At 39.4% G+C, this 25,580-nt stretch carries 22 protein-coding genes, 2 tRNA genes and 3 rRNA genes; 19 read left to right on the top strand and 8 right to left on the bottom strand.

The window, feature by feature from the left end:
- The first annotated feature begins 25 nt into the window (after positions 1-25).
- The 10 genes from hemL (at position 26) to SD427_RS13865 (ending at position 9,873) form a co-directional block, all read left to right on the top strand.
- Positions 26-1,309 carry a glutamate-1-semialdehyde 2,1-aminomutase gene (hemL, locus tag SD427_RS13910; protein ID WP_320558403.1) on the top strand — a complete coding sequence of 428 codons (1,284 nt, stop codon included), beginning with the start codon at positions 26-28 and terminating at the stop codon, positions 1,307-1,309.
- Positions 1,310-2,934: 1,625 nt separating this feature from the next.
- A 16S ribosomal RNA gene (locus tag SD427_RS13905) occupies positions 2,935-4,451 on the top strand.
- Between the two features lie 226 nt (positions 4,452-4,677).
- Positions 4,678-4,751 (top strand) — tRNA-Ile (locus tag SD427_RS13900).
- A 99-nt stretch (positions 4,752-4,850) separates the two neighbouring features.
- Positions 4,851-4,924, top strand: a tRNA-Ala gene (locus tag SD427_RS13895).
- Between the two features lie 207 nt (positions 4,925-5,131).
- Positions 5,132-7,895 (top strand): 23S ribosomal RNA (locus SD427_RS13890).
- Positions 7,896-8,055: 160 nt separating this feature from the next.
- Positions 8,056-8,163 (top strand): 5S ribosomal RNA (gene rrf, locus SD427_RS13885).
- Together the 16S, 23S and 5S rRNA genes with 2 tRNA genes alongside form the textbook arrangement of a ribosomal RNA operon.
- A gap of 362 nt (positions 8,164-8,525) precedes the next feature.
- Positions 8,526-8,963 (top strand): hypothetical protein, encoded by a 438-nt coding sequence (locus SD427_RS13880; RefSeq protein WP_320558402.1) that lies wholly within the window; start codon positions 8,526-8,528, stop codon positions 8,961-8,963.
- Positions 8,964-9,008: 45 nt separating this feature from the next.
- A complete protein-coding gene (locus SD427_RS13875; RefSeq protein ID WP_320558401.1) occupies positions 9,009-9,197 on the top strand; it encodes a hypothetical protein in 189 nt (62 codons plus the stop codon).
- Positions 9,169-9,630 (top strand): hypothetical protein, encoded by a 462-nt coding sequence (locus SD427_RS13870; RefSeq protein WP_320558400.1) that lies wholly within the window; start codon positions 9,169-9,171, stop codon positions 9,628-9,630. Before SD427_RS13875 ends, SD427_RS13870 begins: the two co-directional genes overlap by 29 nt.
- 6 nt (positions 9,631-9,636) lie before the next feature.
- Positions 9,637-9,873, top strand: a complete 237-nt coding sequence (locus SD427_RS13865; protein WP_320558399.1) for a hypothetical protein — start codon at positions 9,637-9,639, stop codon at positions 9,871-9,873.
- Positions 9,874-9,972: 99 nt separating this feature from the next.
- Here SD427_RS13865 and SD427_RS13860 read toward each other — a convergent pair whose 3' ends face one another.
- Positions 9,973-10,215: a DUF2158 domain-containing protein gene (locus SD427_RS13860; protein ID WP_320558398.1), complete on the bottom strand. Its 243-nt coding sequence runs from the start codon at positions 10,213-10,215 to the stop codon at positions 9,973-9,975.
- Positions 10,216-10,277: 62 nt separating this feature from the next.
- On the opposite strand from SD427_RS13860, the gene SD427_RS13855 reads away from it, so the two are divergent.
- Positions 10,278-10,553: a hypothetical protein gene (locus SD427_RS13855; protein WP_320558397.1), complete on the top strand. Its 276-nt coding sequence runs from the start codon at positions 10,278-10,280 to the stop codon at positions 10,551-10,553.
- A 105-nt stretch (positions 10,554-10,658) separates the two neighbouring features.
- Here the strand turns inward: SD427_RS13855 and SD427_RS13850 are convergent, their stop codons facing one another.
- From SD427_RS13850 to SD427_RS13835, 4 genes are all read right to left on the bottom strand, one after another.
- Complete coding sequence (locus SD427_RS13850) at positions 10,659-10,892, bottom strand: hypothetical protein (RefSeq protein WP_320558396.1); 234 nt, start codon at positions 10,890-10,892, stop codon at positions 10,659-10,661.
- Positions 10,882-11,895 (bottom strand): IS1595 family transposase, encoded by a 1,014-nt coding sequence (locus SD427_RS13845; protein WP_320558395.1) that lies wholly within the window; start codon positions 11,893-11,895, stop codon positions 10,882-10,884. Before SD427_RS13845 ends, SD427_RS13850 begins: the two co-directional genes overlap by 11 nt.
- 64 nt (positions 11,896-11,959) lie before the next feature.
- Positions 11,960-12,349 (bottom strand): hypothetical protein, encoded by a 390-nt coding sequence (locus SD427_RS13840; RefSeq protein WP_320558394.1) that lies wholly within the window; start codon positions 12,347-12,349, stop codon positions 11,960-11,962.
- An 849-nt stretch (positions 12,350-13,198) separates the two neighbouring features.
- Entirely contained in the window at positions 13,199-13,345 is a 147-nt protein-coding gene (locus SD427_RS13835) for a hypothetical protein (RefSeq protein WP_320558393.1), read from the bottom strand.
- A 112-nt stretch (positions 13,346-13,457) separates the two neighbouring features.
- Here SD427_RS13835 and SD427_RS13830 point away from each other — a divergent pair, with 112 nt between their 5' ends.
- Positions 13,458-13,742: a hypothetical protein gene (locus SD427_RS13830; protein WP_320558392.1), complete on the top strand. Its 285-nt coding sequence runs from the start codon at positions 13,458-13,460 to the stop codon at positions 13,740-13,742.
- Positions 13,743-13,956: 214 nt separating this feature from the next.
- On the opposite strand, the gene SD427_RS13825 is transcribed toward SD427_RS13830, so the two are convergent.
- The 3 genes from SD427_RS13825 to SD427_RS13815 all read right to left on the bottom strand — a co-directional run bounded on the left by SD427_RS13825 (position 13,957) and on the right by SD427_RS13815 (position 19,189).
- The gene (locus SD427_RS13825; protein ID WP_320558391.1) at positions 13,957-15,120 is read right to left on the bottom strand and encodes a hypothetical protein; all 1,164 of its coding nucleotides are present in this window, start codon (positions 15,118-15,120) and stop codon (positions 13,957-13,959) included.
- 177 nt (positions 15,121-15,297) lie between these two features.
- Positions 15,298-16,518 (bottom strand): hypothetical protein, encoded by a 1,221-nt coding sequence (locus SD427_RS13820; RefSeq protein ID WP_320558390.1) that lies wholly within the window; start codon positions 16,516-16,518, stop codon positions 15,298-15,300.
- A gap of 34 nt (positions 16,519-16,552) precedes the next feature.
- A complete protein-coding gene (locus SD427_RS13815) occupies positions 16,553-19,189 on the bottom strand; it encodes a TonB-dependent receptor plug domain-containing protein (RefSeq protein WP_320558389.1) in 2,637 nt (878 codons plus the stop codon).
- Between the two features lie 191 nt (positions 19,190-19,380).
- On the opposite strand from SD427_RS13815, the gene SD427_RS13810 reads away from it, so the two are divergent.
- The 7 genes from SD427_RS13810 (at position 19,381) to SD427_RS13780 (ending at position 25,563) form a co-directional block, all read left to right on the top strand.
- A complete protein-coding gene (locus SD427_RS13810) occupies positions 19,381-20,058 on the top strand; it encodes a response regulator (protein WP_056219113.1) in 678 nt (225 codons plus the stop codon).
- A gap of 55 nt (positions 20,059-20,113) precedes the next feature.
- Positions 20,114-21,145 (top strand): sensor histidine kinase, encoded by a 1,032-nt coding sequence (locus SD427_RS13805; RefSeq protein ID WP_320558388.1) that lies wholly within the window; start codon positions 20,114-20,116, stop codon positions 21,143-21,145.
- A gap of 131 nt (positions 21,146-21,276) precedes the next feature.
- Positions 21,277-21,870, top strand: coding sequence for an IS1096 element passenger TnpR family protein (locus SD427_RS13800; RefSeq protein ID WP_320558387.1), 594 nt, complete (start codon positions 21,277-21,279; stop codon positions 21,868-21,870).
- Positions 21,871-22,053: 183 nt separating this feature from the next.
- On the top strand, positions 22,054-23,403 hold the full coding sequence (locus SD427_RS13795) for an alpha-amylase family glycosyl hydrolase (RefSeq protein ID WP_320558386.1): 1,350 nt from the start codon (positions 22,054-22,056) through the stop codon (positions 23,401-23,403).
- Positions 23,404-23,542: 139 nt separating this feature from the next.
- On the top strand, positions 23,543-23,983 hold the full coding sequence (locus tag SD427_RS13790; RefSeq protein ID WP_320558385.1) for a hypothetical protein: 441 nt from the start codon (positions 23,543-23,545) through the stop codon (positions 23,981-23,983).
- Between the two features lie 189 nt (positions 23,984-24,172).
- Positions 24,173-24,967 carry a thymidylate synthase gene (locus SD427_RS13785; protein WP_320558384.1) on the top strand — a complete coding sequence of 265 codons (795 nt, stop codon included), beginning with the start codon at positions 24,173-24,175 and terminating at the stop codon, positions 24,965-24,967.
- 281 nt (positions 24,968-25,248) lie between these two features.
- On the top strand, positions 25,249-25,563 hold the full coding sequence (locus SD427_RS13780) for a hypothetical protein (protein WP_320558383.1): 315 nt from the start codon (positions 25,249-25,251) through the stop codon (positions 25,561-25,563).
- Positions 25,564-25,580: the final 17 nt, after the last annotated feature.

Raw genomic sequence — 25,580 nt, 5'->3', positions numbered from 1 at the left:
ACGGGAGGTCAACCAATAATTACATATGAAATACCAAAGAAGTTCAGCTTTATTTGATGAAGCTTACCAATACATTCCTGGAGGGGTTAACTCTCCCGTCCGTGCCTTCAAATCCGTAGGAGGAGTACCGATTTTTATGAAATCTGCAAAAGGAGCCTATCTTACCGATGCCGATGATAATACGTATATCGATTACATCAATTCCTGGGGTCCGGCTATTTTAGGCCATACCCATCCTGAAGTGTTGGAGGAACTGAAAATTCAGGCAGAAAAAGGGTTTTCCTTTGGGGCACCAACTGAACTGGAAACGGAGATTGCCAAATTCATTGTTGAAAATGTTCCTAATATCGATCAGATCAGAATGGTTTCTTCAGGTACGGAAGCCTGCATGAGTGCCATCAGGCTGGCCAGAGGATTTACGGGAAGAGATAAAATTATAAAATTTGAAGGCTGCTATCACGGACATTCGGACTCATTTCTGATTAAAGCGGGAAGCGGTGCCGCAACCTTCGGGAATCCGAACTCTCCGGGTGTGACCCAGGGAACGGCAAAAGATACTTTACTGGCGAAATACAATGATTTTGAGCAGGTTGAAGACCTGTTCAGGCATAACCAGGGCGAAATTGCTGCAGTTATTATCGAGCCTGTCGCCGGAAATATGGGCTGCGTGCTCCCCGAAAATGAATTCCTTCAGAAACTGAGAAAGATCTGTGATGAAAACGGGGCTTTACTGGTATTCGATGAGGTAATGACCGGTTTTAGGCTGGCTTTCGGCGGTGCCCAGGAACTTTACAACGTGAAAGCAGATCTGGTGACCTACGGAAAAGTAATCGGAGGCGGGCTTCCGGTAGGCGCTTTTGCAGGAAGAAACGAAATTATGGATTATCTGGCTCCGAAAGGCGCGGTTTATCAGGCCGGAACATTAAGCGGAAACCCTCTGGCGATGAGGGCAGGCTTAAAAACACTGCAGCTTATTAAAAATGATCCTGAATTCTTCAGCAGGCTTGCAAAAACCACAGAAACTCTGGATTTTGAAATCGGGAAACTCCTCAATGAAAAAGGCATTGCCCATAAGATCAACAGAAAAGGTTCTATGATGTCAGTCTTCTTCCACATCAACCGGGTTTCCAACTTTGATGAAGCCCAGGAAGCCAACCATGCCTTATTCAATAACTTTTTCCACCAGTTGCTGCAAAACGGAATTTATCTTCCGCCAAGCGGCTACGAAACCTATTTCATCAGTGATGCGATTAAAGACAGAGAAATTGATATGACGCTGGAAGCAGTAAGAAAGTTTGAATATGCTTAAAATTGATTCAGATATAAAGATAACAGGATGAGGCTTTTGCTTCATCCTTTTTTATTGTACTATTCATTATAATCGCTCTTAAGCAATTCTACAAAGAAAGTCAGGTTACCTTTTACACAATAAGAGCATATATAAAGCAGTAATACCTTATATATAAGGATACAAAACAAACCCTTTACATAGCTCTGATTTTTTTAGGAGCTATATCCCGCTATCCATTATTACTCCTCACGCCTTGTCTTGCCACGGCATTTCCTTCGCTTACCTGTTTGCTGTTTCGGGGTAGCCGTTTCTATCGGGGCTAGGGTCTTGGGCTGTCCAAGAATAACAGTTTATAAATCTGCTTACTGCGCGCTATTACTTAACCGCCACTTCTTATCTCTCATTATCACACTTCTCATCTGCCATTACCATTACCATTAGCTATTACCGGATTATTATTGAATCATCCTTAGTTATCAGGAGTTATCATTCCAGTTTAATTTTAATGAGTCAGTGTTAATAATCCTGCTATAAAAATTCCCCTCCTTTGGAGGGGTGTCAAAAATCCAGAGGATTTTTGACGGGGTGGTTTGACATTATGCTTTTATACATTACACTCTTATATATAATATACTCTTATATAATGTATGCTCAATATTACCTACCGTCCGGAGTATAGGAAACCAAACCTTGCAGGTTTTGAAAACCTGTAAGGTTTGATTAAAGTTTCCATTACGGTTTTTCTCACAGATTTATCACACAAAGTCGTTTCTACACCGGTCAATGTTAATCTAATCACAGTTCAACAATCATTGTATTGTCAGGAATCACTTTGATAAACCCATCCCGGCATAATTTACTTATTTCGTTACTTCTTCTTATATATTATATGAGAACTGTGTTATAAAAAATCAGAATCTTTGTCAGCAACCGGTAGGATTTATAACCTTCGCCACTGATTTAAAATCTGTTTTCAGGTCCTTTTGGTCTCCATTTACCGGCGAAACCACTTTATATGACCTTAAGTTTTTTAACCCATACCCATGGTATTTGAATCTTGTGGATAACTCTGAATTGTCTGTAAACGTTATGCAGTCAGTTGGATAAGGATTTACTTTCCCACAAATTGTGTTTTAAGATGAACATAATGTTACGTATATTTGGAAGATAAGGGATGAGTTTCTATCTTTGCCCCACTGAAAAACGAGAGTAGATCAGCAGCGCAGAAGAGGCTTTTAGGTAAGCCGGAATAAAATAACTAATCATCTACCTTACAGGATTGCTTCAGGCAGTTGTGTAGGATACGGATCGGGAAAAACTTTTTAGGATTTTAGATAAATAAAATTTGGATGGTTGGAAAAGATTTGTATCTTTGCAGTCCGGTAAAACGGGAGCGCAGGAGTAGAGGGGTTGGATGTTGAGAGGGGTTAAGGTTAGAGAAAAAAACTTTAAAATTTTCCTTAAAAACATTTGGCGGATTAGAAATAAAGTTTTACTTTTGCACACGCAAATACGGCAAAGCCCAACGACAGAAAAGGGTGGCCGTGGGAGCGGAAGAAGAGAGATCATTGAAAAACAGATATACAACCAAGAATAAGGAAAAACTAAAGCGTAAAATAACTTTGAGTGAGTCAGACAAACATACAATGGAGAGTTTGATCCTGGCTCAGGATGAACGCTAGCGGGAGGCCTAACACATGCAAGCCGAGCGGTATTTGTCTTTCGGGACAGAGAGAGCGGCGTACGGGTGCGGAACACGTGTGCAACCTGCCTTTATCAGGGGGATAGCCTTTCGAAAGGAAGATTAATACCCCATAATATAAGAGACGGCATCGTTTTTTATTGAAAACTGAGGTGGATAGAGATGGGCACGCGCAAGATTAGATAGTTGGTGAGGTAACGGCTCACCAAGTCGATGATCTTTAGGGGGCCTGAGAGGGTGATCCCCCACACTGGTACTGAGACACGGACCAGACTCCTACGGGAGGCAGCAGTGAGGAATATTGGACAATGGGTTAGCGCCTGATCCAGCCATCCCGCGTGAAGGACGACGGCCCTATGGGTTGTAAACTTCTTTTGTACAGGGATAAACCTACTCTCGTGAGAGTAGCTGAAGGTACTGTACGAATAAGCACCGGCTAACTCCGTGCCAGCAGCCGCGGTAATACGGAGGGTGCAAGCGTTATCCGGATTTATTGGGTTTAAAGGGTCCGTAGGCGGACTCGTAAGTCAGTGGTGAAATCTCACAGCTCAACTGTGAAACTGCCATTGATACTGCGGGTCTTGAGTAAGGTAGAAGTGGCTGGAATAAGTAGTGTAGCGGTGAAATGCATAGATATTACTTAGAACACCAATTGCGAAGGCAGGTCACTATGTCTTAACTGACGCTGATGGACGAAAGCGTGGGGAGCGAACAGGATTAGATACCCTGGTAGTCCACGCCGTAAACGATGCTAACTCGTTTTTGGGCTTTTGGGTTCAGAGACTAAGCGAAAGTGATAAGTTAGCCACCTGGGGAGTACGTTCGCAAGAATGAAACTCAAAGGAATTGACGGGGGCCCGCACAAGCGGTGGATTATGTGGTTTAATTCGATGATACGCGAGGAACCTTACCAAGGCTTAAATGGGAATTGATGGGTTTAGAAATAGACCGTCCTTCGGGCAATTTTCAAGGTGCTGCATGGTTGTCGTCAGCTCGTGCCGTGAGGTGTTAGGTTAAGTCCTGCAACGAGCGCAACCCCTGTTACTAGTTGCTACCATTAAGTTGAGGACTCTAGTAAGACTGCCTACGCAAGTAGAGAGGAAGGTGGGGATGACGTCAAATCATCACGGCCCTTACGCCTTGGGCCACACACGTAATACAATGGCCGGTACAGAGGGCAGCTACTTAGCGATAAGATGCGAATCTCGAAAGCCGGTCTCAGTTCGGATTGGAGTCTGCAACTCGACTCTATGAAGCTGGAATCGCTAGTAATCGCGCATCAGCCATGGCGCGGTGAATACGTTCCCGGGCCTTGTACACACCGCCCGTCAAGCCATGGAAGTCTGGGGTACCTGAAGTCGGTGACCGTAACAGGAGCTGCCTAGGGTAAAACAGGTAACTAGGGCTAAGTCGTAACAAGGTAGCCGTACCGGAAGGTGCGGCTGGAACATCTCATTTTAGAGACTCGTTAAGCGAGTATAAACAAAATTAGGTACTTAACTGTACCAAGTACTTACTTAAAGTTAGAGCTTTAGTTTTTTTATTGGTTGCTATCTTACATAAAATACAATACAAACCCACTAGGAATTAGTATAGGGATAGAGATACAGGAGCGGAGAGCCAAGAACCAAGACCAATGTAAAAGTCTTGTATCTAGCATCTGGGATCTGTTAGTCTAAAAGACAGTCTCGTAGCTCAGCTGGTTAGAGCGCTACACTGATAATGTAGAGGTCGGCAGTTCGAGCCTGCCCGAGACTACTAATTGCAAAAGACGGGAAGAGTAGAGAGCCATGAACCAAGACTGTCAATTAGAAAGTCTTGTCTCTAGGATCTTGAGTCTTTTAAGTCTGACTAGAGGGGGAATTAGCTCAGCTGGCTAGAGCGCCTGCCTTGCACGCAGGAGGTCAAGGGTTCGACTCCCTTATTCTCCACGGATTGTACTTAATTACTTAGGTAATAGGGTATGATGTATGAGGGTAATAAAAGAAAGTGTATATTCTACATAATGACGGAGCCGTCATTAGTATGCTTCACTTGATTGCTTAAGTACAAGAACAAAGATCATTGACATTAACGGTAAAGACATCACAAAGAGAAAACCGAGCACTTATAAGTGCTTGAGTAACCTAAAAAATAGGAAAGAAATCGTTAAGGGCGTATGGCGGATGCCTAGGCTTTCAGAGGCGAAGAAGGACGTGGTAAGCTGCGAAAAGCTCGGGGGATCGGCACACACGAATTGATCCCGAGATGTCCGAATGGGGCAACCCGTCTGGTTGAAGACCAGTCACTCTAAATTTATTTAGAGAGCAAACCCGGAGAACTGAAACATCTAAGTACCCGGAGGAAAAGAAATCGAAGAGATTCCGTAAGTAGTGGCGAGCGAACGCGGATTAGCCCAAAAGCTTTTATATGTTTAATAGAATGTTCTGGAAAGAACAGCCGTAGAGGGTGATAGCCCCGTACATGAAAGGCATATTTGAGTGATAAATGAGTAGGGCGGGACACGTGAAATCCTGTCTGAATATGGGGGGACCATCCTCCAAGGCTAAATACTCCTGAAAGACCGATAGTGAACAAGTACTGTGAAGGAAAGGTGAAAAGCACTTCGAATAGAAGGGTGAAATAGAACCTGAAACCGTACGCCTACAAGCGGTCGGAGCCCACAAGTTGGGTGACGGCGTGCCTTTTGCATAATGAGCCTACGAGTTAATTTTACTAGCGAGGTTAAGGACTTCAGGTCCGGAGCCGGAGCGAAAGCGAGTCTGAATAGGGCGCATAGTTAGTAGGATTAGACGCGAAACCTTGTGATCTACCCATGGGCAGGTTGAAGCTCTGGTAACACAGAGTGGAGGACCGAACCGGTTGACGTTGAAAAGTCTTCGGATGACCTGTGGGTAGGGGTGAAAGGCCAATCAAACTGGGAGATAGCTCGTACTCTCCGAAATGCATTTAGGTGCAGCGTCGCAATAAAGTTTATTAGAGGTAGAGCTACTGATTGGATGCGGGGGTTTCATCGCCTACCAATTCCTGACAAACTCCGAATGCTAATAAATGTTCTGCGGCAGTGAGGGCATGGGTGCTAAGGTCCATGTCCGAGAGGGAAAGAACCCAGACCAACAGCTAAGGTCCCCAAATATATGCTAAGTTGAAGCAACGCGGTTGGACTGCATTGACAGCTAGGATGTTGGCTTGGAAGCAGCCATTCATTTAAAGAGTGCGTAACAGCTCACTAGTCGAGCGGTCCGGCATGGATAATAATCGGGCATAAGCATATTACCGAAGCTATGGATTTATAATTTATTATATCTGGTAGGAGAGCATTCTGTTTGCACCGAAGCAGTACCGTGAGGTATTGTGGAGCGGACAGAAAAGAAAATGTAGGCATAAGTAACGATAAAGGGGGCGAGAAACCCCCTCACCGAAAGACTAAGGCTTCCTCAGCTATGCTAATCAGCTGAGGGTTAGTCGGGACCTAACGCGAACCCGAAAGGGGTAGTGGATGGACAATGGGTTAATACTCCCATACTTGCTCACACTAAAAAGGGGACGGATTTACGTACTTACTGGAGACTGACGGAATAGTCAAGGCCTAGCCTTCGGGCGAAGCTGCTGTAAGGAAATAGATTCCAAGAAAAGCCGAAGTGAAGCAACCCGTACCAAAACCGACACAGGTGGTCGAGGAGAGAATCCTAAGGTGCTCGAGTGAGTCGTGGCTAAGGAACTAGGCAAAATAGTCTCGTAACTTCGGAAGAAGAGACGCCAGCAGCAATGCTGGCCGCAGTGAAGAGGCCCAGGCGACTGTTTATCAAAAACACAGGACTCTGCTAAATCGAAAGATGCTGTATAGGGTCTGACACCTGCCCGGTGCTGGAAGGTTAAGGAAGGGCGTTAGCAGCAATGCGAAGCGTTTGACTGAAGCCCCAGTAAACGGCGGCCGTAACTATAACGGTCCTAAGGTAGCGAAATTCCTTGTCGGGTAAGTTCCGACCTGCACGAATGGTGTAACGATCTGGGCACTGTCTCAGCCACGAGCTCGGTGAAATTGTAGTATCGGTGAAGATGCCGATTACCCGCAATGGGACGAAAAGACCCTGTGAACCTTTACTATAACTTCGTATTGACTTTGAGTAAGTAATGTGTAGGATAGGTGGGAGGCTATGAAGCGGGCACGCTAGTGTCTGTGGAGCCAACGTTGAAATACCACCCTTTACTTACTTGGAGCCTAACTTCTGTATGGAAGGACATTGCGTGGTGGGTAGTTTGACTGGGGTGGTCGCCTCCAAAAGAGTAACGGAGGCTTTCAAAGGTACCCTCAGCACGCTTGGTAACCGTGCGTAGAGTGTAATGGCATAAGGGTGCTTGACTGTGAGACCTACAAGTCGATCAGGTGCGAAAGCAGGACATAGTGATCCGGTGGTTCCGTATGGAAGGGCCATCGCTCATAGGATAAAAGGTACTCCGGGGATAACAGGCTAGTCTCCCCCAAGAGCTCACATCGACGGGGAGGTTCGGCACCTCGATGTCGGCTCGTCACATCCTGGGGCTGGAGAAGGTCCCAAGGGTTGGGCTGTTCGCCCATTAAAGTGGCACGCGAGCTGGGTTCAGAACGTCGTGAGACAGTTCGGTCTCTATCTATTGCGGGCGTTAGATGTTTGAGAGGGCTTGATTCTAGTACGAGAGGACCGAATTGAACAAACCTCTGGTGTATCAGTTGTACCGCCAGGTGCACCGCTGAGTAGCTACGTTTGGAAGAGATAAACACTGAAAGCATATAAGTGTGAAACTCGCCTCAAGATGAGACATCTTTTAAGGGTCGTGGGAGATGACCACGTTGATAGGCTACAGGTGTAAAGTTGGTAACAGCATAGCCGAGTAGTACTAATTACCCGTAGATTTATTGCCTATCAGGATACTGTAAGCTTATAGCTTCATGCGATAAGCCAAGCCTTATAAGTGCCAAAATGGTTTTGCCTTTGTGATGATATTTACCGATAAAAAGCAGTATGCTTTACGCTGTAAGCCTAAAGCTTATAGCCTACTGCCTACAGCTATATACAACCTTTAGGGTGGTTTTAGCGGTGGGGCTCACCTGTTCCCATTCCGAACACAGAAGTTAAGCCCACCAGCGCCGATGGTACTGCGAAAGCGGGAGAGTAGGTCGCCGCCAGTCTTTTTTTATTTTATAAAACTCCTTCATCATCCGATGAAGGAGTTTTTGCGTTTATATACCCTGTTCCCTGTTGAATACTCATTAAGTGCTAACTATACTCTAATACATAACATCAAGCACACAAACTGGTTTCAGCGAAAAAGCAAAATACAAATACCAAAGCACCATATATTCTTATAGCTGAGCCTAATCTGCTAATACAGATACCATCCTATACTTGATCTATCTATCTCTTAAATATTTTTTGATGAAATTATCATAAGCCTTACAAAATGAAGTGAAAATAATCATTTAAAATTGCTTCTCATTATTTAAATATAACCGTTATTACGGGGTTTGCGGGATTTACAACAATAAAAAGCATGACGGATTACCTGGATGGTTTCCAGTACTTTAAAACAGAATTGATTGGTAATCCTGTCTTTCCCGGAAATCCGGGAGGTGGGGGCTCTGAATCTTTAATGGCCAATTCGGAGACATCACACGCTCTGGAGAGACAGGCTTTCAGCAGATATTCTCCTTCAGATCCGGTTGTTTTAGAACCTCTTGCTTTACAAAATCCTGACCTTCAGTTTTTCCCAACCGCAGAAGGATTCTATGATTATAAGAAAAATCAATATATTTACCATTATCAGGATCAGATAGGAAATATAAGATTGAGTTACGGAAGGAATCCCGGCACCGGGCTCATGGAAATTGTCGATCAGAATGATTATTATCCTTTCGGAATGAACCACCTGAAGACCGGGAATGCGATATTTGGGGCAGCGACTTATAAAAATTATAAGTACCAGGAATAGGAACTCCAGGAAACAGGATTCTACAGCTTTAAATGGAGGAATTATATGCCTGATTTGGCAAGGTTCTTTAATATTGATCCTTTAAGCGAAGTCTATGCTTATCAGTCGCATTATAATTTCTCGGAAAACAGGGTTACTGATGGTGTAGAGTTAGAAGGGCTGGAATTTCAGAGTATACAGCAAGCGCAGGATTATGTAGCAAGTCATGATGGTGCAACTCTTGAATTTGGTTAATGAGCAACCTGTTGTTACCGGTTATGGGGGAGCTATTCAAGAAATTGTTATACAGGGTAATAAGAATAATCAGAATGCTGCCAAAAATGATAACTCAAATGGGTTTAGTTTGGGGGATGCAGGAAGAATTGCTGTCGGTTTTATACCAGTTGTTGGAAGCGGATTGGATATTTATGAAGGCGTAAGGGATGGGAATTGTGTACAGTTTGGCATTGGTATCGGCGGTCTGGCATTGGATGTTGTCACTTTTGGTACCGATTCTATTATAAAAGGTGGTGTAAAAGCCATCGGTACAGAACTGGTAAAAGGAGGATTAGAACTGGCTGCGAAGGATGCTGCGAAAGAATTAGCGAAAAAAATTGTAATAAAAGAAGTAAAAGGTACAGGGGTTTTCGTTGTAGATGAAGTTGGTGAAACCGTTTCTACAAGTTAAAGCAAAATGATTGATGGTTTTGAAAATGCGGGTTTTAACAAGAAATCAGCAACAGAAACTGCTGAAAATAGCACCATATATCAGGTGCCGACTAAACATGGTAATGTTAATGTAAGAGCAATGGAGGGAAATTCAAAGAATACTAGAAGAAGTGTATTTACTGATGGAAAAATAATAAAGGCTGCCGTAAAATTGGTGGTGGAGTCTTTAAAGGTCCTCATACAAAATTACAGAGAATTATAGGCAGTCACTTAAAACAAATAAAATAAGGTAATTATACGCTAGTTTACACTAGCTGGTTAAAAAAAATAAGAGAGCAATAATAGCTCTCTTAAATTTTTATTAATTATTTTTAGAAAAACCTGGTTCATTTGAATTGTCATATTTTTCTAATTGAGGTTCTATAAATTCACCAGATTTTACTTCAGTACCTACAAACCAATTTACTTTGATTTTATTAAATTCTAATTCCCCTGAGCCTCCCCCAAAGTATTGTTCTCTTGTCATTATTTGACTAATAGTCATTCTAGGACTCCCAGATTTAAGAGTTACAATATCTCCCACTTGAAAATTTGTTTTTGCCATAATTATTTGTTTTTATTATCGTACAAATATAAACTTTTATTATATTTATCAAAATATCTACAATGAGTTTTACAAGTGAACAAATACAATTTTTAGAAAACTGTAAAAATAGATTTGAAAATACCAATGATAAGGAGGAATTGGTTAATCAATTAATGTGCTTCATACAAGCTTTAAGAGAAATATTCACTGATAATATTTTTGAAACACGATTATCACAACTCTTAAATCCTCTACTGTTTGATTCAAAACTAAACAAACCAAAAGTTTTAGACGTTATGGATAATGCCGTTCGTTACTATAAAGAAACATTACAAATTCAATATAAAGCTCTTTAAGTTTTTCTTTATCACCGTTTGCAAAATCTTTCAGGACATTTAATAATGCTATTTGATTTGCGTAATGTTGTTCACCCATATGTATATTTTTAAAATTGTTGTGGATTAAAGTTCTTTATCCGAATCAAATTTTAACGTTTTCTCCATCATATAATCAAACTCGGTTTTCATCCGAAGATCTTTTGATAAAATATATGGAATCCCATCGATATTTTTCACTCTGGTTCCTTTGACCAAAATATCAGTTGTTTTTTCTTTTATGTCTCTAACATCAAAATATAATATATCATTGATTGCGATATATCGTATTTTTCTGTCAATTATTTCTTTATCTAACATTTGGTTCTGCTGTTAATTCTTGATACGTTGTTCTGACATTTGAATTTACTAACAAATATCTGAATTTTTCTTGGTCTGTGACCTTCCTCAGATTAAATCTATATACAAATTCATCAACATATTTTTGAAGGTGCTTTTTTGAAACATGATTATACATTCCTGAAACGCTTCTTTTCAGTATATTCCAACTTCCTTCGATATTGTTTGTATGTATAGAATTATCCTGCAAACTTACATACTCTTTTTTAGAATGATCTATGTTCTTATGATCGTAATCTTTATTCAAACCTTTATAAGCCCACCATTCATCAGTCATTAATTTTGTATCTTTTTCTACATACTTATATATCAAAGGCTGAATGCTTTTTCTTTTTGTGTTTTCTACTACGTAAGCATTCATTTTACTTGTCTTATATACAATTTTCTCTTTGACTGTTTTGTTTGGTATAACTTTATGAGGTCTTTCTACAATTTGACTTTCCCCGCGTTGAAGCATTCCCATTACAGGAACTTTGTCTTTGAACGAACGTCCTTGTGAGTGTGGAACCTTTTTATCTTTGTGGCGGTTTTTGTTTTTACCGCCGATAAACGTTTCATCGCATTCGACAATGCCATCAAGTTCATTACTATTTTCAATACCGAAACAGGCACGAATTCTTTGAAGCATAAACCATGCGGTTGCTTGCCTTACTCCAATATCTTTTCCCAGCTGTATAGAACTTATTCCTTTTTTGTGTGAAGTAATAAGCCAGATAGCTAAGAACCATTTGCGAAGGCTGACTTTCGAGTTCTCAAACATTGTTCCTGTCTTCACATTGAAATACTTTCCTGTATTCTTACATCTATATTGATTGTTTTTGCATTTGTAAATAGTTGATGTAGGGTCAAAAGGACTTACAACAATACCATTCCATCTCAAATCCTCATAATATTCAATGCAATCCTGTTCTGTTGCAAATATCTGAGTAAGTTCAAAAACCGATTTTATATTTATGCTTATCATACTACTACAAAGTTATTAAGGTTATTTCTGATAACAAAAAGCATTGATTTTTTGATTAATGCTTTTACAGCAAAGACCCGCTATAAATATATTCCCAATTATTATATCTGAGATTGATTATAGCATTTTCATTTTTACTAATTACAAATGTTACTGTACATTTTTTTCCGCTTGAATCAACACAATAGTAATCTTGTACTAAACTATCATCAATATATTGTGTTGGCTTGAAATCAAGAATTTTATATGTTTCCTGCGGACTTGAATGTACTATGATTCTTTGTTCATCTGCATTTATGGTTACTGTAACGGATGTTTTCTTTAATCCGCTCCACTCAGTCCAATATCCGCCTTTGTTCTGTCTGTATTTCGCATACTCTGTTTTCATCTGGGATTTTTGCCCGAAACAGATTGCAGATACGGTAAGTAGGAGAATTACAAATAAGCTTTTCATATCTAGTTGTTTTTCAATTGAGCATTTACACAATCGTATAGAAAGTTAACTAGCTGATCAGTTTGTAAATCTGAACTATAACTAATATTGGGCATTTGTTTTAAACACTTCTCCTCAAACGAACTGAAAAGTATAGACTTTCTTTCGTCAGATATTTCCAAGTTTCTTAAATAGTCTGAAATTTTGTTTACGGTGTTTTGAATTCTCGCAACATTATTATTATACCTGTTTTGTTTTGTCGTCATTGCGTTTCCCAAATTAGAAATATCCAATTGTTGCGGAGAACGATACTGTATTGGCTGCCTGTACTGAGAGTATCCGTACAAAGAAATACACATAAAAGTTACTGATAAAAAAGCCTTTTTCATAAGATAGATTTTGTAAACCTACCCAAACCCAATGTAGAAATTTTTGATTATAAAACAAGAAAGTGTGGGTTTGTAACTCTTGTTTATTAATCTGTGGCTCTGGATTGCCAATACAATATAAACAAGACAACCCCACACCATATGGTGCAAGTGTTGACTGTTTATTCTGCATTGTATTAAAGAAATTTTCCAGATTTCAGATTAACAGAATAAAAGCTAACGCTTCCTTTTTTCGATAAATATTTCTACAAATATACAAAATATCAAGGATTTATATGTATATTGGACCAACTAAAATCATAAAATTATGGAACCAAAATTCATTCTCCTAAAGGGATTATCAGGAAAGAAGCACATTGTTAATACATCATCAGTTTCATCAGTTCATGAACACTCGAAAGAAGGTATAGATTATCTTATTGTAACTTTAACTGATGAACATGTACTATATATTCCAATGGGTATAGATGAGTTTTACAACTTACTTACAAGTGGCAACTCCACCGAATCTTTGTAATGCAATTTCGAGTAAAAGTTTAACATCATTGTAAGGTCTTCCTTTCAAGAGATTTACAATTTCTTCGATGTCTTTATCAAATGCTTCTTTACTTGTAATGTCTTTTTTCATAACATGAAATTTTAAATTATTTTAATTAATAAATAAGACCAACTGTCGTAGTTGGTCTTTTGTTTTTTATGTTTGTGTAAATTAACGTATAGTTACCTAAAATAAATTACTTATGCAAAAAATTGTTAAAAAAGGAACATGGGATTATTCAAATGGATCTTTAGAAAAAGTAATTATAGTTGAGCAGGATTGGGATGAACTTTTTGAAGAAGGATACAGTGAAGGGGACCCCTATCTGAATGATTCAGGATTGGTATATTTTATTCATTTTGGTGATTATAGCTATAATGAATATGGAAATATAGTCTCAGGAAGTATTTCAATACCTTTTTTATCTTTAGACGAAGCTGAAAAATATGCAGAACAGCGAGTTTCTCATTTGAAATGGTTAGACTAGTGACTGAAATAATAAATTCTAATGTGCAATATCATGGAATTCTGCTATGTTGATAGACATTATATGATCATAAACGGATATGTGTCATAACTAAATAATGTGGGATGAAAATCGTTTCTACGAAAACCCTTCTCATGTATATATACAGAAAAATTTCATAAAAAAGGCCGTCTTCACGAGTTGTAAACGGCCTTATTTCATAAGCGGATTCTTCTTACTGTAAACCAGACCATCCCACCGCCCACGCCGGACTTGCCATACCGTTTCCGGCACCTATGGCATCATTTTTCACAGTAAATGTAGTATCAATAATGGCTACATTAGTTCCTGCCGTGGATTTTAAAGAAACTTCTGTCGTCACATTCGTGTCAAAGAAAGAATTGGTAATCTTCTTTTTACCGTTGAAGCGGGTTACTGTTGGATCACTTTCTATACTAATACCTGTTTTCCAGTTGGAAATGATGATATTATCCAGGGTGGTATAGGTTCCTGAATACAGTCTTATGGCGTTGGATTCTCCTGTAGTGCTACCCAACAGCGTTACATTTTTAATCGTGGGATTGGATCTTGGTGAAGCATCAGCATTGGTGACATTATTGATCCCTTTGATTCCCGTATTTCCCTTCCCGTCCGGTTTTCTTTTTGTGTACATATTGGAAGCGGTTCCGGTCCAGCCGTCTTTCCAGCTGAATGCATCATCTTCATTTCCTATAGAAATGATATTGGAAAGATTTACAGTTCCCCCGTAAAGCTCAATCCCGTCTTCCGCACCGTTTAACACGGCAATATTTTCTATTTTTGTATCACTTCCCACCCCAAATAAAGAAAATCCGTTGAATTTTTTACCGGTAGCAAAATCAGCGCCTGCATTTTCAATTCTTACATAGGCCAAAGATCCTGAATTATCAGCCGTTAAAGTTCCTCCATATGCTGAATTGCCGATTTCAGAAGAATTGGTACTTCCTGTATTCACCGGAGCTTTTCCGCAGATTACAAGGCCGCCCCAGCTTCCCGGCGTAGCTGCAGAAGATGAAAATGATACGGGAGATAAAGTGGTCCCGTTGGCATATATTTGTCCGCCCTGTTCTACCAGAATATAAGAAGATGAGCCTGCTGTAGCAACAATTCTTGTACCTGCGGGAATAATAAGCTTACCGCCGTCTTTTACGCTGACCGCTCCGTTAAGTACGTATACTTTTGTCGCATCCAGTGTTACGATCTGTCCGCTGGTTACATCGCCCTTAAAGTTTCCCGGATCCTGTGCGATGCCTACAACAGCAATAGTTGCGGTGTTCTCTTCTTCATTGCAGGAATGTATAATAATTGATGTACTGATCATCATTAGTGATATTATTAATGGGATGTAGTTTTTCTTCATAATAAGGTTAATTTTATTTTTTGCGGAATGCTCCGGGCATATGTATTTTAAAAAGCCAAATTACACCTTTTCTTTATATTCCCCAATCCAAAAGGTATGTTTTCTCTATAATCAAACAGCACCGGAAAATAATTTCCGGTGCTGTTTTGAATTTAATATGAAGAAACTAATTACTGACTATTGTAATCCTGCCAAAAGGTTAACCCCGTCTACGGTAGCCCATGCTCCCGGCGTTAAAGTTACTTTGGTCACTGTAGCCGTATTTGTGAAAGTCTTTGCACCGTTCGGGGTATAAGCATATCCCCAGACTCCTGCATTATCAGAATTCAGATAGGTAAGAGGCTCAACTTTTACTTTGTTGGTATTTACCTGGCTGGTTTCAGTAGCTGCATCCTGGATAAGCACAGCATATGCTTTTTGAGTTCCGATGTTTTTATAACCGCTGATATAAACATTTGAGAAAATACCGGTTCCCTGTTTTTTGAACTGAATTGCTGAAATCTCAGGAGAGTTTGCTGTTTCAGGGTTGGTATTAGCATTTCTGATTAATGTAATATTTGAAATTTTCGGAGCTACATTATCAATATTACTTGAGGATTCAATTTCCATCCCGAAGTTACCCACGCCAGTCTGGAATGCATACCAGTTGGTATTGTTTTGTCCGCTCCATGCATCCTGCCAGTCAAAAGAATCATCATAATTTCCGTAAGAAATAATATTTTTAGCACTTACAGTACCACCGAAGAATTCATATCCGTCATCTGTACCTTTATAAGAAACTAAATTCTCTAGAGTAGTACCTGCTCCTACAGCATAAAACGTCATAGAATTGGTTTCAGAAGTACCGTCACCGATTTTTTTACCTGCATATTCTACACGTACAAATTTCATTGTCCCGGAGTTGGAGTTTGCATCATTGCCACCATAATATACATTGTTGCCATCTTCAGAAAGAGCTGTTGAAGTACCGTTGATCGCTTTAATCGGAGCTGATCCGTAAAGTGTTATTCCACCCCAGTCTCCAGGCGTTTTAGTAGTTGTAGTAAATACAATAGGTTCTGAAGCTGTACCTACTGCATTGATTTTCCCATCCTGCAAAATTACTAAACTGCTGTTGGTAGAAGTATCAACAGTAAAATTGGCACCAGCTTCAATAGTAAGCGTAGCATTGCCTGTAATTTTTACAATACCTTTTAATATATAATTTCCTTTTTTAATCAAAAGGTCTTTTGAAATAGTTCCTGATAATGTTCCGCTTCCGCTTAACACGCTTTCCGTAGTACCTGGCGTAGTTACTGTACCTTCTCCTAAACCGTCATTAACTTCAATAGTACATGAGTTTAAGGCTAGTGTTAACGCAAAAGTTAACGATACTAATGGTAAAAATCTTCTTTTCATTTTATGGATATTTATTTATTTTTATAAGAATTAATTAGAATGTGTATCCTACTGTTAGATTGAAATTTATTCCTCTGAAGTAGTCTGTGTATATATCATTTCCGTTTGTCTGAACATCATAATAGCTATTGTCTCCCAGTAAGATCTTGTATCTGTTGTTTAGGATATTCTGAACACCTGCCTTTACATTCCAGTTTTTGGTAATTTGTTCCTGATAAATAAAATCTAACTGACTAAAAGGCTTTTCATAATAATTATCAGACCCTGAGGTACCTACAGCATATATTTTTGATCCAGAAACATTATACACCAAGGAAAAAGTTCTGCTGAGATTATTTCTTGTTTTCATTTCATATTTCAAATCGGCATTGATGGTGTATGGAGATGCTCCCTGAAGACCTCTCTTGTGTAAATCCCCTTTATAATATTCAGGATTAGGTTTTTCCAGTTGCAGCTGTTCTTCACTTCTTTCAACATCTGTATACATGAAGGTAGCATTGGCTCCAAGAGAAAATTTATCAAGTGATTCAGAAAGGCGTCCTAAACTGATGATACCCTCTAATTCAACGCCCGCTAAATCTGCTTTTTTGGCATTATAGTAAGTAACTGTTACACCGTTAGCATCTCCTGAAGAAACAAATGACCTTTCTATAGCATTATTAATTCTTTTGGCGAATAAATTCACAGCAAACATTTCCTTACTGGTAGGAAAGTACTCCCATTTCAAATCCAAATTGTAGTTATCACTGATCTGAATATTCGGGTTACCTTTAATACTTTCGTTATCCGGATTGATATAAGTGATTTCCATCGTTTCAATTAGGACAGGACGTGTAACAGTCTTGCTAAAAGAGAACCTTAAGTTATTCTTGTTATTAAGCGCATTCTTAATGGAAATTGACGGTAAAAATAAATTTCTTTCTTTATCTAAATTTGTTTTCTGGGCTGCACCCTGCTCAGAAAAACGGATTAAGGTCATATCATTTTCATATCTGCCTCCAAGTAAAATATCCCAACTTTCAGAAGGTTTATAGTTGAAGTTGATGTATCCTGCATTTACGAACTGATACATGCTGGTGAAGAAAAGGGACGGATCTGTTTCTTCCTGAAAGAAGAATAAGTTATTGGCTAAATCCTGGTTAAATTTTTCCTGAGGAGAATTCTTGTCAATTAAGAAACTTTGTCCTGCGGTGCCATTAGGTTTTCCAAAAAGGAAACGGTAAGATGTTTTCCTAAGATCGGCAAATCCATTGTAACCTACTGATAATTGCATAGGGTATTCTTTTTTATCACCTTTCTCTCCCAAGAAAACAGAATATTCACCATATGCTGATCCGTAAAATCTTGAATTTACATCAAGATACTGACGGATAATATTATTACCTCCATAAGCTAACAGCAATTGATTATCAGGTAAAATATTTCCATTCAGGTCTTGTCTGCTGCCTTCTAAAATTTTTCTGTCCGGCTGGCTGTAGTTATTGATTACATAACTTCCCCCTGCTTTTAATTGCTGTCTTTCTCCTAATTTCTGGGAACCTGTCAACTGAATATTAAGGAATCTCGACAAATCCTGCTGGTTAGTACGGAAGAATCCAATATCCCTGTTTTGTACCTGGTTGTTCTTGTACCCGTAGTAATCTTCAATGATATTATTTGCGTTTTGCAGGAACATAGCATTTAAATTAATGGCTGTTCCCTTATTTTTATACCCGAAACCTAATAAAGCAGAAGATTCAAGTTCGTAATTATATTGTTTTCTCTGAAGATCATTATTAAGATTAATAACACCTCCAAAATCTTTGAACTGATTTTTAGCTCCTTCCTTATAAGAATATTCTGAACTCTGATTTAATGAAAATAAGATACCTAAGGTGCCGGTTTCACCAGCCTTAATTTTCTGAACAGTAGTGAATCCAATGCTTGTATTGGGCAAAGACCTTACTTCATCTACATTCCAGGTATCTTTAAACTGTGATAAAGATTCGTTTGCGGAAAATCTGTAGTTGCTTGGTCTTGAATTTTCAATGGAAGATGGTAATTGCTTGTCATCAGAATTCAATCCTGAATAGCCTTTAAATCCATCGGCATTTTCGGAAACTTTAAATCCTTTTCTGAAATTACTCAATGTATTTACACCTACGCCAAATTCAATCTTGGAAAAAGCCTTGTCAATAGTCAGCGTTTCGATATCGAAAGTCGCACCGGCAAAATCGCCGTAAAGATTAGAGTTGAATGTTTTATAGATATTAAGCTTGCCCACAACGTCTGTCGGGAATTGCTTTAAAGCAATGATTTTCTGGAACGGGTTGTTGGAGGGAGATCCGAGGCCGTTGATTAAAAGATAGTTGTATCTTTCTTCCAGACCCCGTACAAAAAGCCCTCTTCCTTCCACAGTGGTAATGCCGGTTACTTTCGTAAGACCCTGCTCAACATTGGAAATCCCTTTTCTGGAAATTTCCTCAGCACTTACAGCCTGTTTTTGAATGATGGCTTTCTTTTGTTCTACCAGAACTGCAGTTTCCGTTTTCCTGTTACTGCTTCCCTGAATCACGACACCTTCAATTCTCTTTTCTTTCTTGATGGTGTCGCTTTGGGTTTCTTGAGCGTAAAGTACAGTTCCGGATGTTGTTAAAAACAAAACAGCGATACTCAGTTTTCTAAAATTCATTTCTTTTCTTCTTACTATATTCTTTCGCTGCAAAGGAATGAAAGATTAACGGGGTAAATGGTTTAGCGAAATTTAATTTTTTCTTAACTGAATATTAAGAAAAGATTATTATTGTTAACTTTATGTGAACGATGTCCGTTTTGTTACACTATGATTAAAATATGATTAACTTTGACTCGTAAAAATCAAAAATGAACCAAAAGAAAATCCTCCTGATTGACGATGAACTGGATATTTTAGAAATCCTGTCTTACAATCTGGAAAAGGAAGGCTATGATATCTATACAGCCACCAACGGTAACGAAGGTATTGACAAGGCAAAAGAAATTGTTCCTGATCTGATCCTGTTGGATGTAATGATGCCGGAAAAAGATGGAATCGAAACCTGTCAGGAACTTCGCAGGATCAAAGAGCTTCAGAAAACATTAATTGTATTTCTTTCGGCAAGAAGCGAAGAGTTTTCGCAATTGGCGGGATTTCAGGCAGGTGCCAACGACTATATCGTTAAACTGATCAAACCGAAAATCCTGATTTCCAAAGTGAATGCTTTGCTTCAGCTGACCTCACAGGTCTCAGACAATGCCAAACTTATTGAAATCGGTGACCTTATTATAGACAAAGACAATTTCAGGGTTTCCAAAAGCGGGCAGCAGTTCCTCCTTCCGAAAAAAGAGTTTGATCTTCTTTATTTACTGGCATCAAACACCGAAAAAGTCTTCAAACGAGAAGAAATCCTGGAAAAAGTCTGGGGCAATGATGTTATTGTTGGCGAAAGGACCATTGATGTGCACATCAGAAGATTAAGGGAAAAACTGGGGATCAATACGATTCAGACATTAAAAGGAATTGGGTATAAACTTATTGTTTAATAAATACTCAGTTTCAATTCTTACCTTTACATATCAACCTTAAAACAATGTAAAATTGAAATTTTACAGACTTACCCTGGTCGCCTCCTGTCTCCTGACACTGGTGATGTTCCTGTTAGTAATCATTTTTGATTCACTGAAGGATATTTATTACAGTACCCCTTTCTTCAAAATCGGGCTGTTCATCTGTCTCGTATTTATTTTTATCATCAATTATATCGTACTTGAGCTCCTCTTTACCTATTACGGTAAAAAACAGGTGCGCGGGCTTTCAAGGATCCTGCCGCAGGAAATTGTTACCCATGACAATGAAAATATTACCATCAAAGAACTGGGTGAGCGGTTTTCAGACCTCAACCAGCAGAAAGTTACCGAGCTTGATATGATGAAGGAAATGGAAAGCTACCGTAAAGAATACATCGGCAATGTTTCCCATGAGCTTAAAACCCCTTTGTTTTCCATTCAGGGATATGTGGAAACCCTGCGGGACGGTGGTGTTGATAATCTGGTGATCCGGGATAAATATCTTGAGCGGATTGATAAATCCGTAGAACGGCTGATCGCGATTGTTACCGACCTTGATATGATCAACCGCCTGGAAGCAGGAGAAATCAACCTGACCGTTTCAAAATTTGATGTTAATCTGCTGATTAAAGAAATTTTCGACCTTCTGGACCTGGAAGCGGAAAAGCACAATGCTACCTTACAGATCCAGACCCTGCATCCGCAGATTTTAGTGGAAGCTGACAAGCAGAAAATTTCTCAGGTTTTTATCAATCTGATATCCAATGCTATACATTATGTCAACCGGCAGGAAGCAAAAGTGGTGGTTAAAACAAGCATCCTTAAAAATAAGGTATTGATAGAGGTGATAGACAACGGAATGGGGATCAAATCAGAAAGCCTGCCCAGGATTTTTGAAAGGTTTTACCGTGTAGAGACCAGCCGCAGCAGGCGGGAAGGCGGTTCAGGCCTCGGCCTTGCCATCGTAAAGCATATTCTTGAAGCCCATAATGAAAACATAACGGCAGAAAGTGTGTATCTCGAAGGAACAAAATTCAGCTTTATGCTTGAAAAAAGCAAATAACTCCGGTAAAATGTAAGGAAAAAAAATGTTTTAAAAAATCAATAAATATTTTTTTGTCCCATCTCATTTATTTTATATTTGCAATAGAGATTTATCATAATAATAAAGGCAAAAAAGTAATTTAAAAACTGATGGTTTATAAAATCCGCGTAATATTAGATGCAAAAGAAGATATTTTCCGGGATATCGAAGTTAAAGGGAAACAGACGCTATGGAACTTACATTTAGGTATTAAAAGCGCGTTCAGCCTGCAGGGAGAAGAGCTTTCTACATTTAATCTGCTGGAAGAAGACGGGACAATCATAAAAAGTGTCCCGCTGGAAGATATGAGTGACGACGGCGACGGCGAAATTATGTCGGATGTGTACATTGACGAGGCTTTTGAAAGTACAGGGAATAAAGCGCAGTTCCAGTACGGTCTTCTGGACCTTTGGGAATTCTTCTGTGAACTGGTGGAAATTATTGATGAAACCAAAGGCGTTAATTATCCGATTACCGTATACAGATTCGGTAATGTTCCAATGAAAGCCCCGATCAAAAGTGCTGCAGCAGGATCCAAAAAGAAATCGGCTATGCCGTTGCTGGATGATGACTTCGGATTTGACGATGATCTGGTGGCAAGCGGAAACTTTGAAGACGAAGATGACGATAACTTTGATGATGAGGAAGAAGATGACTATAACGATGATGTTTTTGATGAAGAAGACAACGAAGACGAAAGATAAACAAATATAAAAATAATAGAACCCGGATTTTTCATCCGGGTTTTTTTCTGGTGGCAATCAAGTAAATATTACTTTGATCTTAAGTAATGATGCCTTCTGCTATAATATTTCCCTTTATATAAAATTCACGCCTTATGATGGCTTTTTTCAGCTACAATTGTTATTTTTGTTAAAAGGGACTGAATGAAAAAGTTAATTTTAATAGCCGCTGTAAGCCTGGGAATGGCTTCATGCACCACTCAAAATATAAAAAAGGATATGACAGATTTGCCGAAAGACTGGAAACATACAACCAATATTTACGAAGTCAATGTAAGACAGTATACCAAAGAAGGAACTTTCAATGCCTTTGCGAAAGAAATGCCCAGGCTGAAAGCCATGGGCGTAAAAACCCTTTGGTTCATGCCGGTTACGCCCATAGCACAGCAGAACAAAAAAGGCAGCCTCGGAAGCCAGTATGCCGCTGCGGATTATACGTCCGTTAATCCGGAATTCGGGACCATGGAAGATTTTAAGCGCATGGTGAATGAAGCGCACCGGTTAGGATTCAAGGTAATTATCGACTGGGTGGCCAACCATACCGGCTGGGACCATGTCTGGACCCAAACGCATCCTGAATTTTATCTAAAGGATCCGGACGGGAAATTCCACGTTGCTTCAGGAATGGATGATATTATTGAACTGGATTATAAAAATAAGGAAATGCGCCTCGCCATGATCGATGCCATGAAATTCTGGATCAGGGAAACCGGTATCGACGGCTTCAGGTGTGACCTGGCCTCATGGGTAGAAGTGGATTTCTGGCAGCAGGCCCGCCCAGAAGTTGAAAAAATAAAGCCGCTGTTCTGGATCGGTGAATATGATGAACTCGAAAACCCGGATTATGGAAAGGTTTTCGATGCCAGCTATTCCTGGAAGTGGATGCATAAATCCGAAGATTATTACAAGAAAAACCAACCGCTTCAGGAGCTTAAAGATCTTCTGACGCAATATTCAAAAATCGGCGACGGCTCTATGAGGGCATGGTTTACCACCAACCACGACGAAAATTCCTGGAACGGGACGGAATACGAAAAATACGGGGATATTACCAAACCGATGGCCGTACTTTCCGCTACCTGGAACGGGATTCCTCTGCTGTATTCCGGCCAGGAGCTTCCCAATATGAAAAGGCTGGAATTCTTTGAAAAAGACCCCATTGCTTGGACCGGGACGTATGCTTCTGCAGATTTCTATAAAACGTTATTCAACCTGAAATCTTCAAATCCGGCCTTAAGAGGAGGGGACCCACAGGTAACGACATATTTCCTGAACACAACGGCCAATGACAGGATTTTGGCTTACCTGAGGAAAAACGGGAAAGATGAAGTGCTGGTCGTCTTAAACATGTCAAAAGAACCTGTAACCTTCAGTATTGAAGATGAGAAGGTATCCGGAACCTTTACCAATATTTTCGAAAAAAAGAAAAAGAGTTTTGATGAAGGGAAAAATTTTAATTTCAAGGTTTCGGATTTCGCTGTTTTTGAAAAATAAAAACTGAGTTTTAAATAAACAGACAACAGGCTGCCAGAATCAATGGCGGCCTGTCTTTTTTTTGCATATGATCTTCAAAATATTTCTAACATCAGATTTATTTGATACATTTGGATGTTTGCCAAATGAACAGAACCGCATGGATAAATCGAAAATAGCAGAAATCGTCAGAAATAAAATCACCGGGAAAATTCAGAACTTTGAAAATCTGATCGCAGAAACCAGAGCCTCAAGCAATGACACCAAAAGCTCAATGGGCGACAAATATGAAACCGGCCGGGAGATGCTTCAGCAGGAGATCAATAACCTCCAGAGACAGCTGAATGAAACGCTGAACCAACAATTGTTAATCCAGAAAATATCATCCGAACCCTCATCAAAAGTACAGAACGGCGCTTTGGTAAAAACCGATAAAGGACTTTTTTATATTGCCGCTTCGGTTGGAGAAATCATACTGGACAACCGGAAGATAATGACCGTGTCCGCAGAATCTCCATTAGTAAAAGCCATGGCAGGATTGGGTAAAGGACAGAATTTCTTTATTAATACAGTCAGCCAGACCATTGAAGAGATCTGGTAAACCGGTATCAGAAAAGCCGATGAGGCTTAATCAGCCTGAATAATTTAATTGATAATGATTTGCTTTTTACATTGAGAGTAAGTTGATCAGGTAGAATACAGCAGTACAGTATATTGGCAGAATGAATGGTTTTTATTCGGTCTTTTGATTTAGATTCTTTAAATTTGAACCATAAAACAGCTTTTCAGAATGCAGAATTATTTAGACCTTTTACAGCATATCACAGACCACGGAACAGACAAAACAGACAGAACCGGAACCGGAACCAGAAGTGTTTTCGGGTATCAGCTGAGGTATGACCTGTCTGAAGGTTTTCCGTTGGTGACCACTAAAAAAGTGCATTTGAAATCCATTATCTACGAACTGCTCTGGTTTTTAAAAGGCGATACCAATATTAAATATTTAAAAGACAACGGTGTTTCGATCTGGGATGAATGGGCAGACGAAAACGGAGACTTGGGCCCTGTTTATGGTGCCCAGTGGAGAAGCTGGAACGGGGCAGACGGAAAAGTGGTCGACCAGATTACGGAAGTAATTGATCAGATCAAGAAAAATCCGGATTCCAGAAGGCTGATCGTTTCTGCCTGGAATGTTGCTGAAATTCCCAATATGGCCCTGGCTCCCTGCCATGCGTTGTTTCAGTTTTATGTAGCAGACGGAAAATTATCCCTTCAGCTGTACCAGAGAAGCGCGGATGTTTTCCTGGGAGTGCCATTCAATATTGCCAGCTACGCACTGCTGTTAATGATGGTGGCGCAGGTGTGCGGTCTGGAAGTGGGGGATTATGTCCACAGTTTCGGGGACGTGCACATTTACAACAATCATTTTGAGCAGGTAAACAGGCAGCTGTCAAGAGAAACCAAGCCGCTTCCGACCATGAGACTGAATCCTGAGATTAAAGATATCTTCAGCTTTGATTTTGAGGATTTTACGCTGGAAAACTACGATCCGCATCCGGGGATCAAAGCGCCTGTTGCGATTTAATTTTTAGGAGTAATTTCATTAACTTTAATTCAGATTCAGAAAGTCTGGAAATTAAAATCAGTTTAGACGAATACGCAGATGTTCCTTTCATCAAAAAACTTTTATCCCAGATAAAAGGGGGTTAACAGTATTGAAGTTTCTGAAAATGATAAAGTTGATTCATGGGAGGAAACTTAAAATTCTGATGAGTTTAAAAAAATAATTAAAAGAAGTCGCAGTCAAATTAAAAATGGAGAATATCAGGAATATTCCAAAGAATTAATGGATTCCATTTTTAAGAAATGATGAAAATAATATTTTCTGACATTACGATTAAAAGTCTTAGGGAAATCACTGAATTTTTAAGTGAGCACTGGACTAAAAAGGAAATTAAATTATTTAAAAGGGATTTAGATAAATTAATTGAATCATTTCAAGACGGAATAGTCTCGTATCCTACTATAGATTCAGATAGCGAATTACGGTTTGCATGTTGGGAAAAAAACAGGTTAAAGTGTATTTTCGATGTTAAAACAAGTGATATAGAAATTTTATTATTTCTTCCTTTCAAAGGCAATCCGGAGAATATTAAGAGACTGTTTATAAATAGAATTTAAAAAAGGTGAAGCATAAA

The organism is Chryseobacterium sp. JJR-5R (assembly GCF_034047335.1).
GTDB lineage: Bacteria > Bacteroidota > Bacteroidia > Flavobacteriales > Weeksellaceae > Chryseobacterium.
The sequence above is the reverse complement of the archived record's forward strand: the minus strand, read 5'-3'. Positions and strand labels throughout refer to the sequence as shown.

Excerpts from the sequence above, each read along its gene's own strand:
- SD427_RS13870 (WP_320558400.1), top strand. The coding sequence starts at position 9,169 with ATGATGGTGCAACTCTTGAATTTGGTTAATGAGCAACCTGTTGTTACC.
- SD427_RS13815 (WP_320558389.1), bottom strand. The coding sequence starts at position 19,189 with ATGAATTTTAGAAAACTGAGTATCGCTGTTTTGTTTTTAACAACATCC.
- SD427_RS13835 (WP_320558393.1), bottom strand. The coding sequence starts at position 13,345 with ATGAAAAAAGACATTACAAGTAAAGAAGCATTTGATAAAGACATCGAA.
- SD427_RS13825 (WP_320558391.1), bottom strand. The coding sequence starts at position 15,120 with ATGAAGAAAAACTACATCCCATTAATAATATCACTAATGATGATCAGT.
- SD427_RS13865 (WP_320558399.1), top strand. The coding sequence starts at position 9,637 with ATGATTGATGGTTTTGAAAATGCGGGTTTTAACAAGAAATCAGCAACA.
- SD427_RS13795 (WP_320558386.1), top strand. The coding sequence starts at position 22,054 with ATGAAAAAGTTAATTTTAATAGCCGCTGTAAGCCTGGGAATGGCTTCA.
- hemL (WP_320558403.1), top strand. The coding sequence starts at position 26 with ATGAAATACCAAAGAAGTTCAGCTTTATTTGATGAAGCTTACCAATAC.
- SD427_RS13880 (WP_320558402.1), top strand. The coding sequence starts at position 8,526 with ATGACGGATTACCTGGATGGTTTCCAGTACTTTAAAACAGAATTGATT.
- SD427_RS13875 (WP_320558401.1), top strand. The coding sequence starts at position 9,009 with ATGCCTGATTTGGCAAGGTTCTTTAATATTGATCCTTTAAGCGAAGTC.
- SD427_RS13810 (WP_056219113.1), top strand. The coding sequence starts at position 19,381 with ATGAACCAAAAGAAAATCCTCCTGATTGACGATGAACTGGATATTTTA.
- SD427_RS13780 (WP_320558383.1), top strand. The coding sequence starts at position 25,249 with ATGATGAAAATAATATTTTCTGACATTACGATTAAAAGTCTTAGGGAA.
- SD427_RS13860 (WP_320558398.1), bottom strand. The coding sequence starts at position 10,215 with ATGGCAAAAACAAATTTTCAAGTGGGAGATATTGTAACTCTTAAATCT.
- SD427_RS13785 (WP_320558384.1), top strand. The coding sequence starts at position 24,173 with ATGCAGAATTATTTAGACCTTTTACAGCATATCACAGACCACGGAACA.
- SD427_RS13850 (WP_320558396.1), bottom strand. The coding sequence starts at position 10,892 with ATGTTAGATAAAGAAATAATTGACAGAAAAATACGATATATCGCAATC.
- SD427_RS13855 (WP_320558397.1), top strand. The coding sequence starts at position 10,278 with ATGAGTTTTACAAGTGAACAAATACAATTTTTAGAAAACTGTAAAAAT.
- SD427_RS13830 (WP_320558392.1), top strand. The coding sequence starts at position 13,458 with ATGCAAAAAATTGTTAAAAAAGGAACATGGGATTATTCAAATGGATCT.
- SD427_RS13790 (WP_320558385.1), top strand. The coding sequence starts at position 23,543 with ATGGATAAATCGAAAATAGCAGAAATCGTCAGAAATAAAATCACCGGG.
- SD427_RS13845 (WP_320558395.1), bottom strand. The coding sequence starts at position 11,895 with ATGATAAGCATAAATATAAAATCGGTTTTTGAACTTACTCAGATATTT.
- SD427_RS13820 (WP_320558390.1), bottom strand. The coding sequence starts at position 16,518 with ATGAAAAGAAGATTTTTACCATTAGTATCGTTAACTTTTGCGTTAACA.
- SD427_RS13840 (WP_320558394.1), bottom strand. The coding sequence starts at position 12,349 with ATGAAAAGCTTATTTGTAATTCTCCTACTTACCGTATCTGCAATCTGT.
- SD427_RS13800 (WP_320558387.1), top strand. The coding sequence starts at position 21,277 with ATGGTTTATAAAATCCGCGTAATATTAGATGCAAAAGAAGATATTTTC.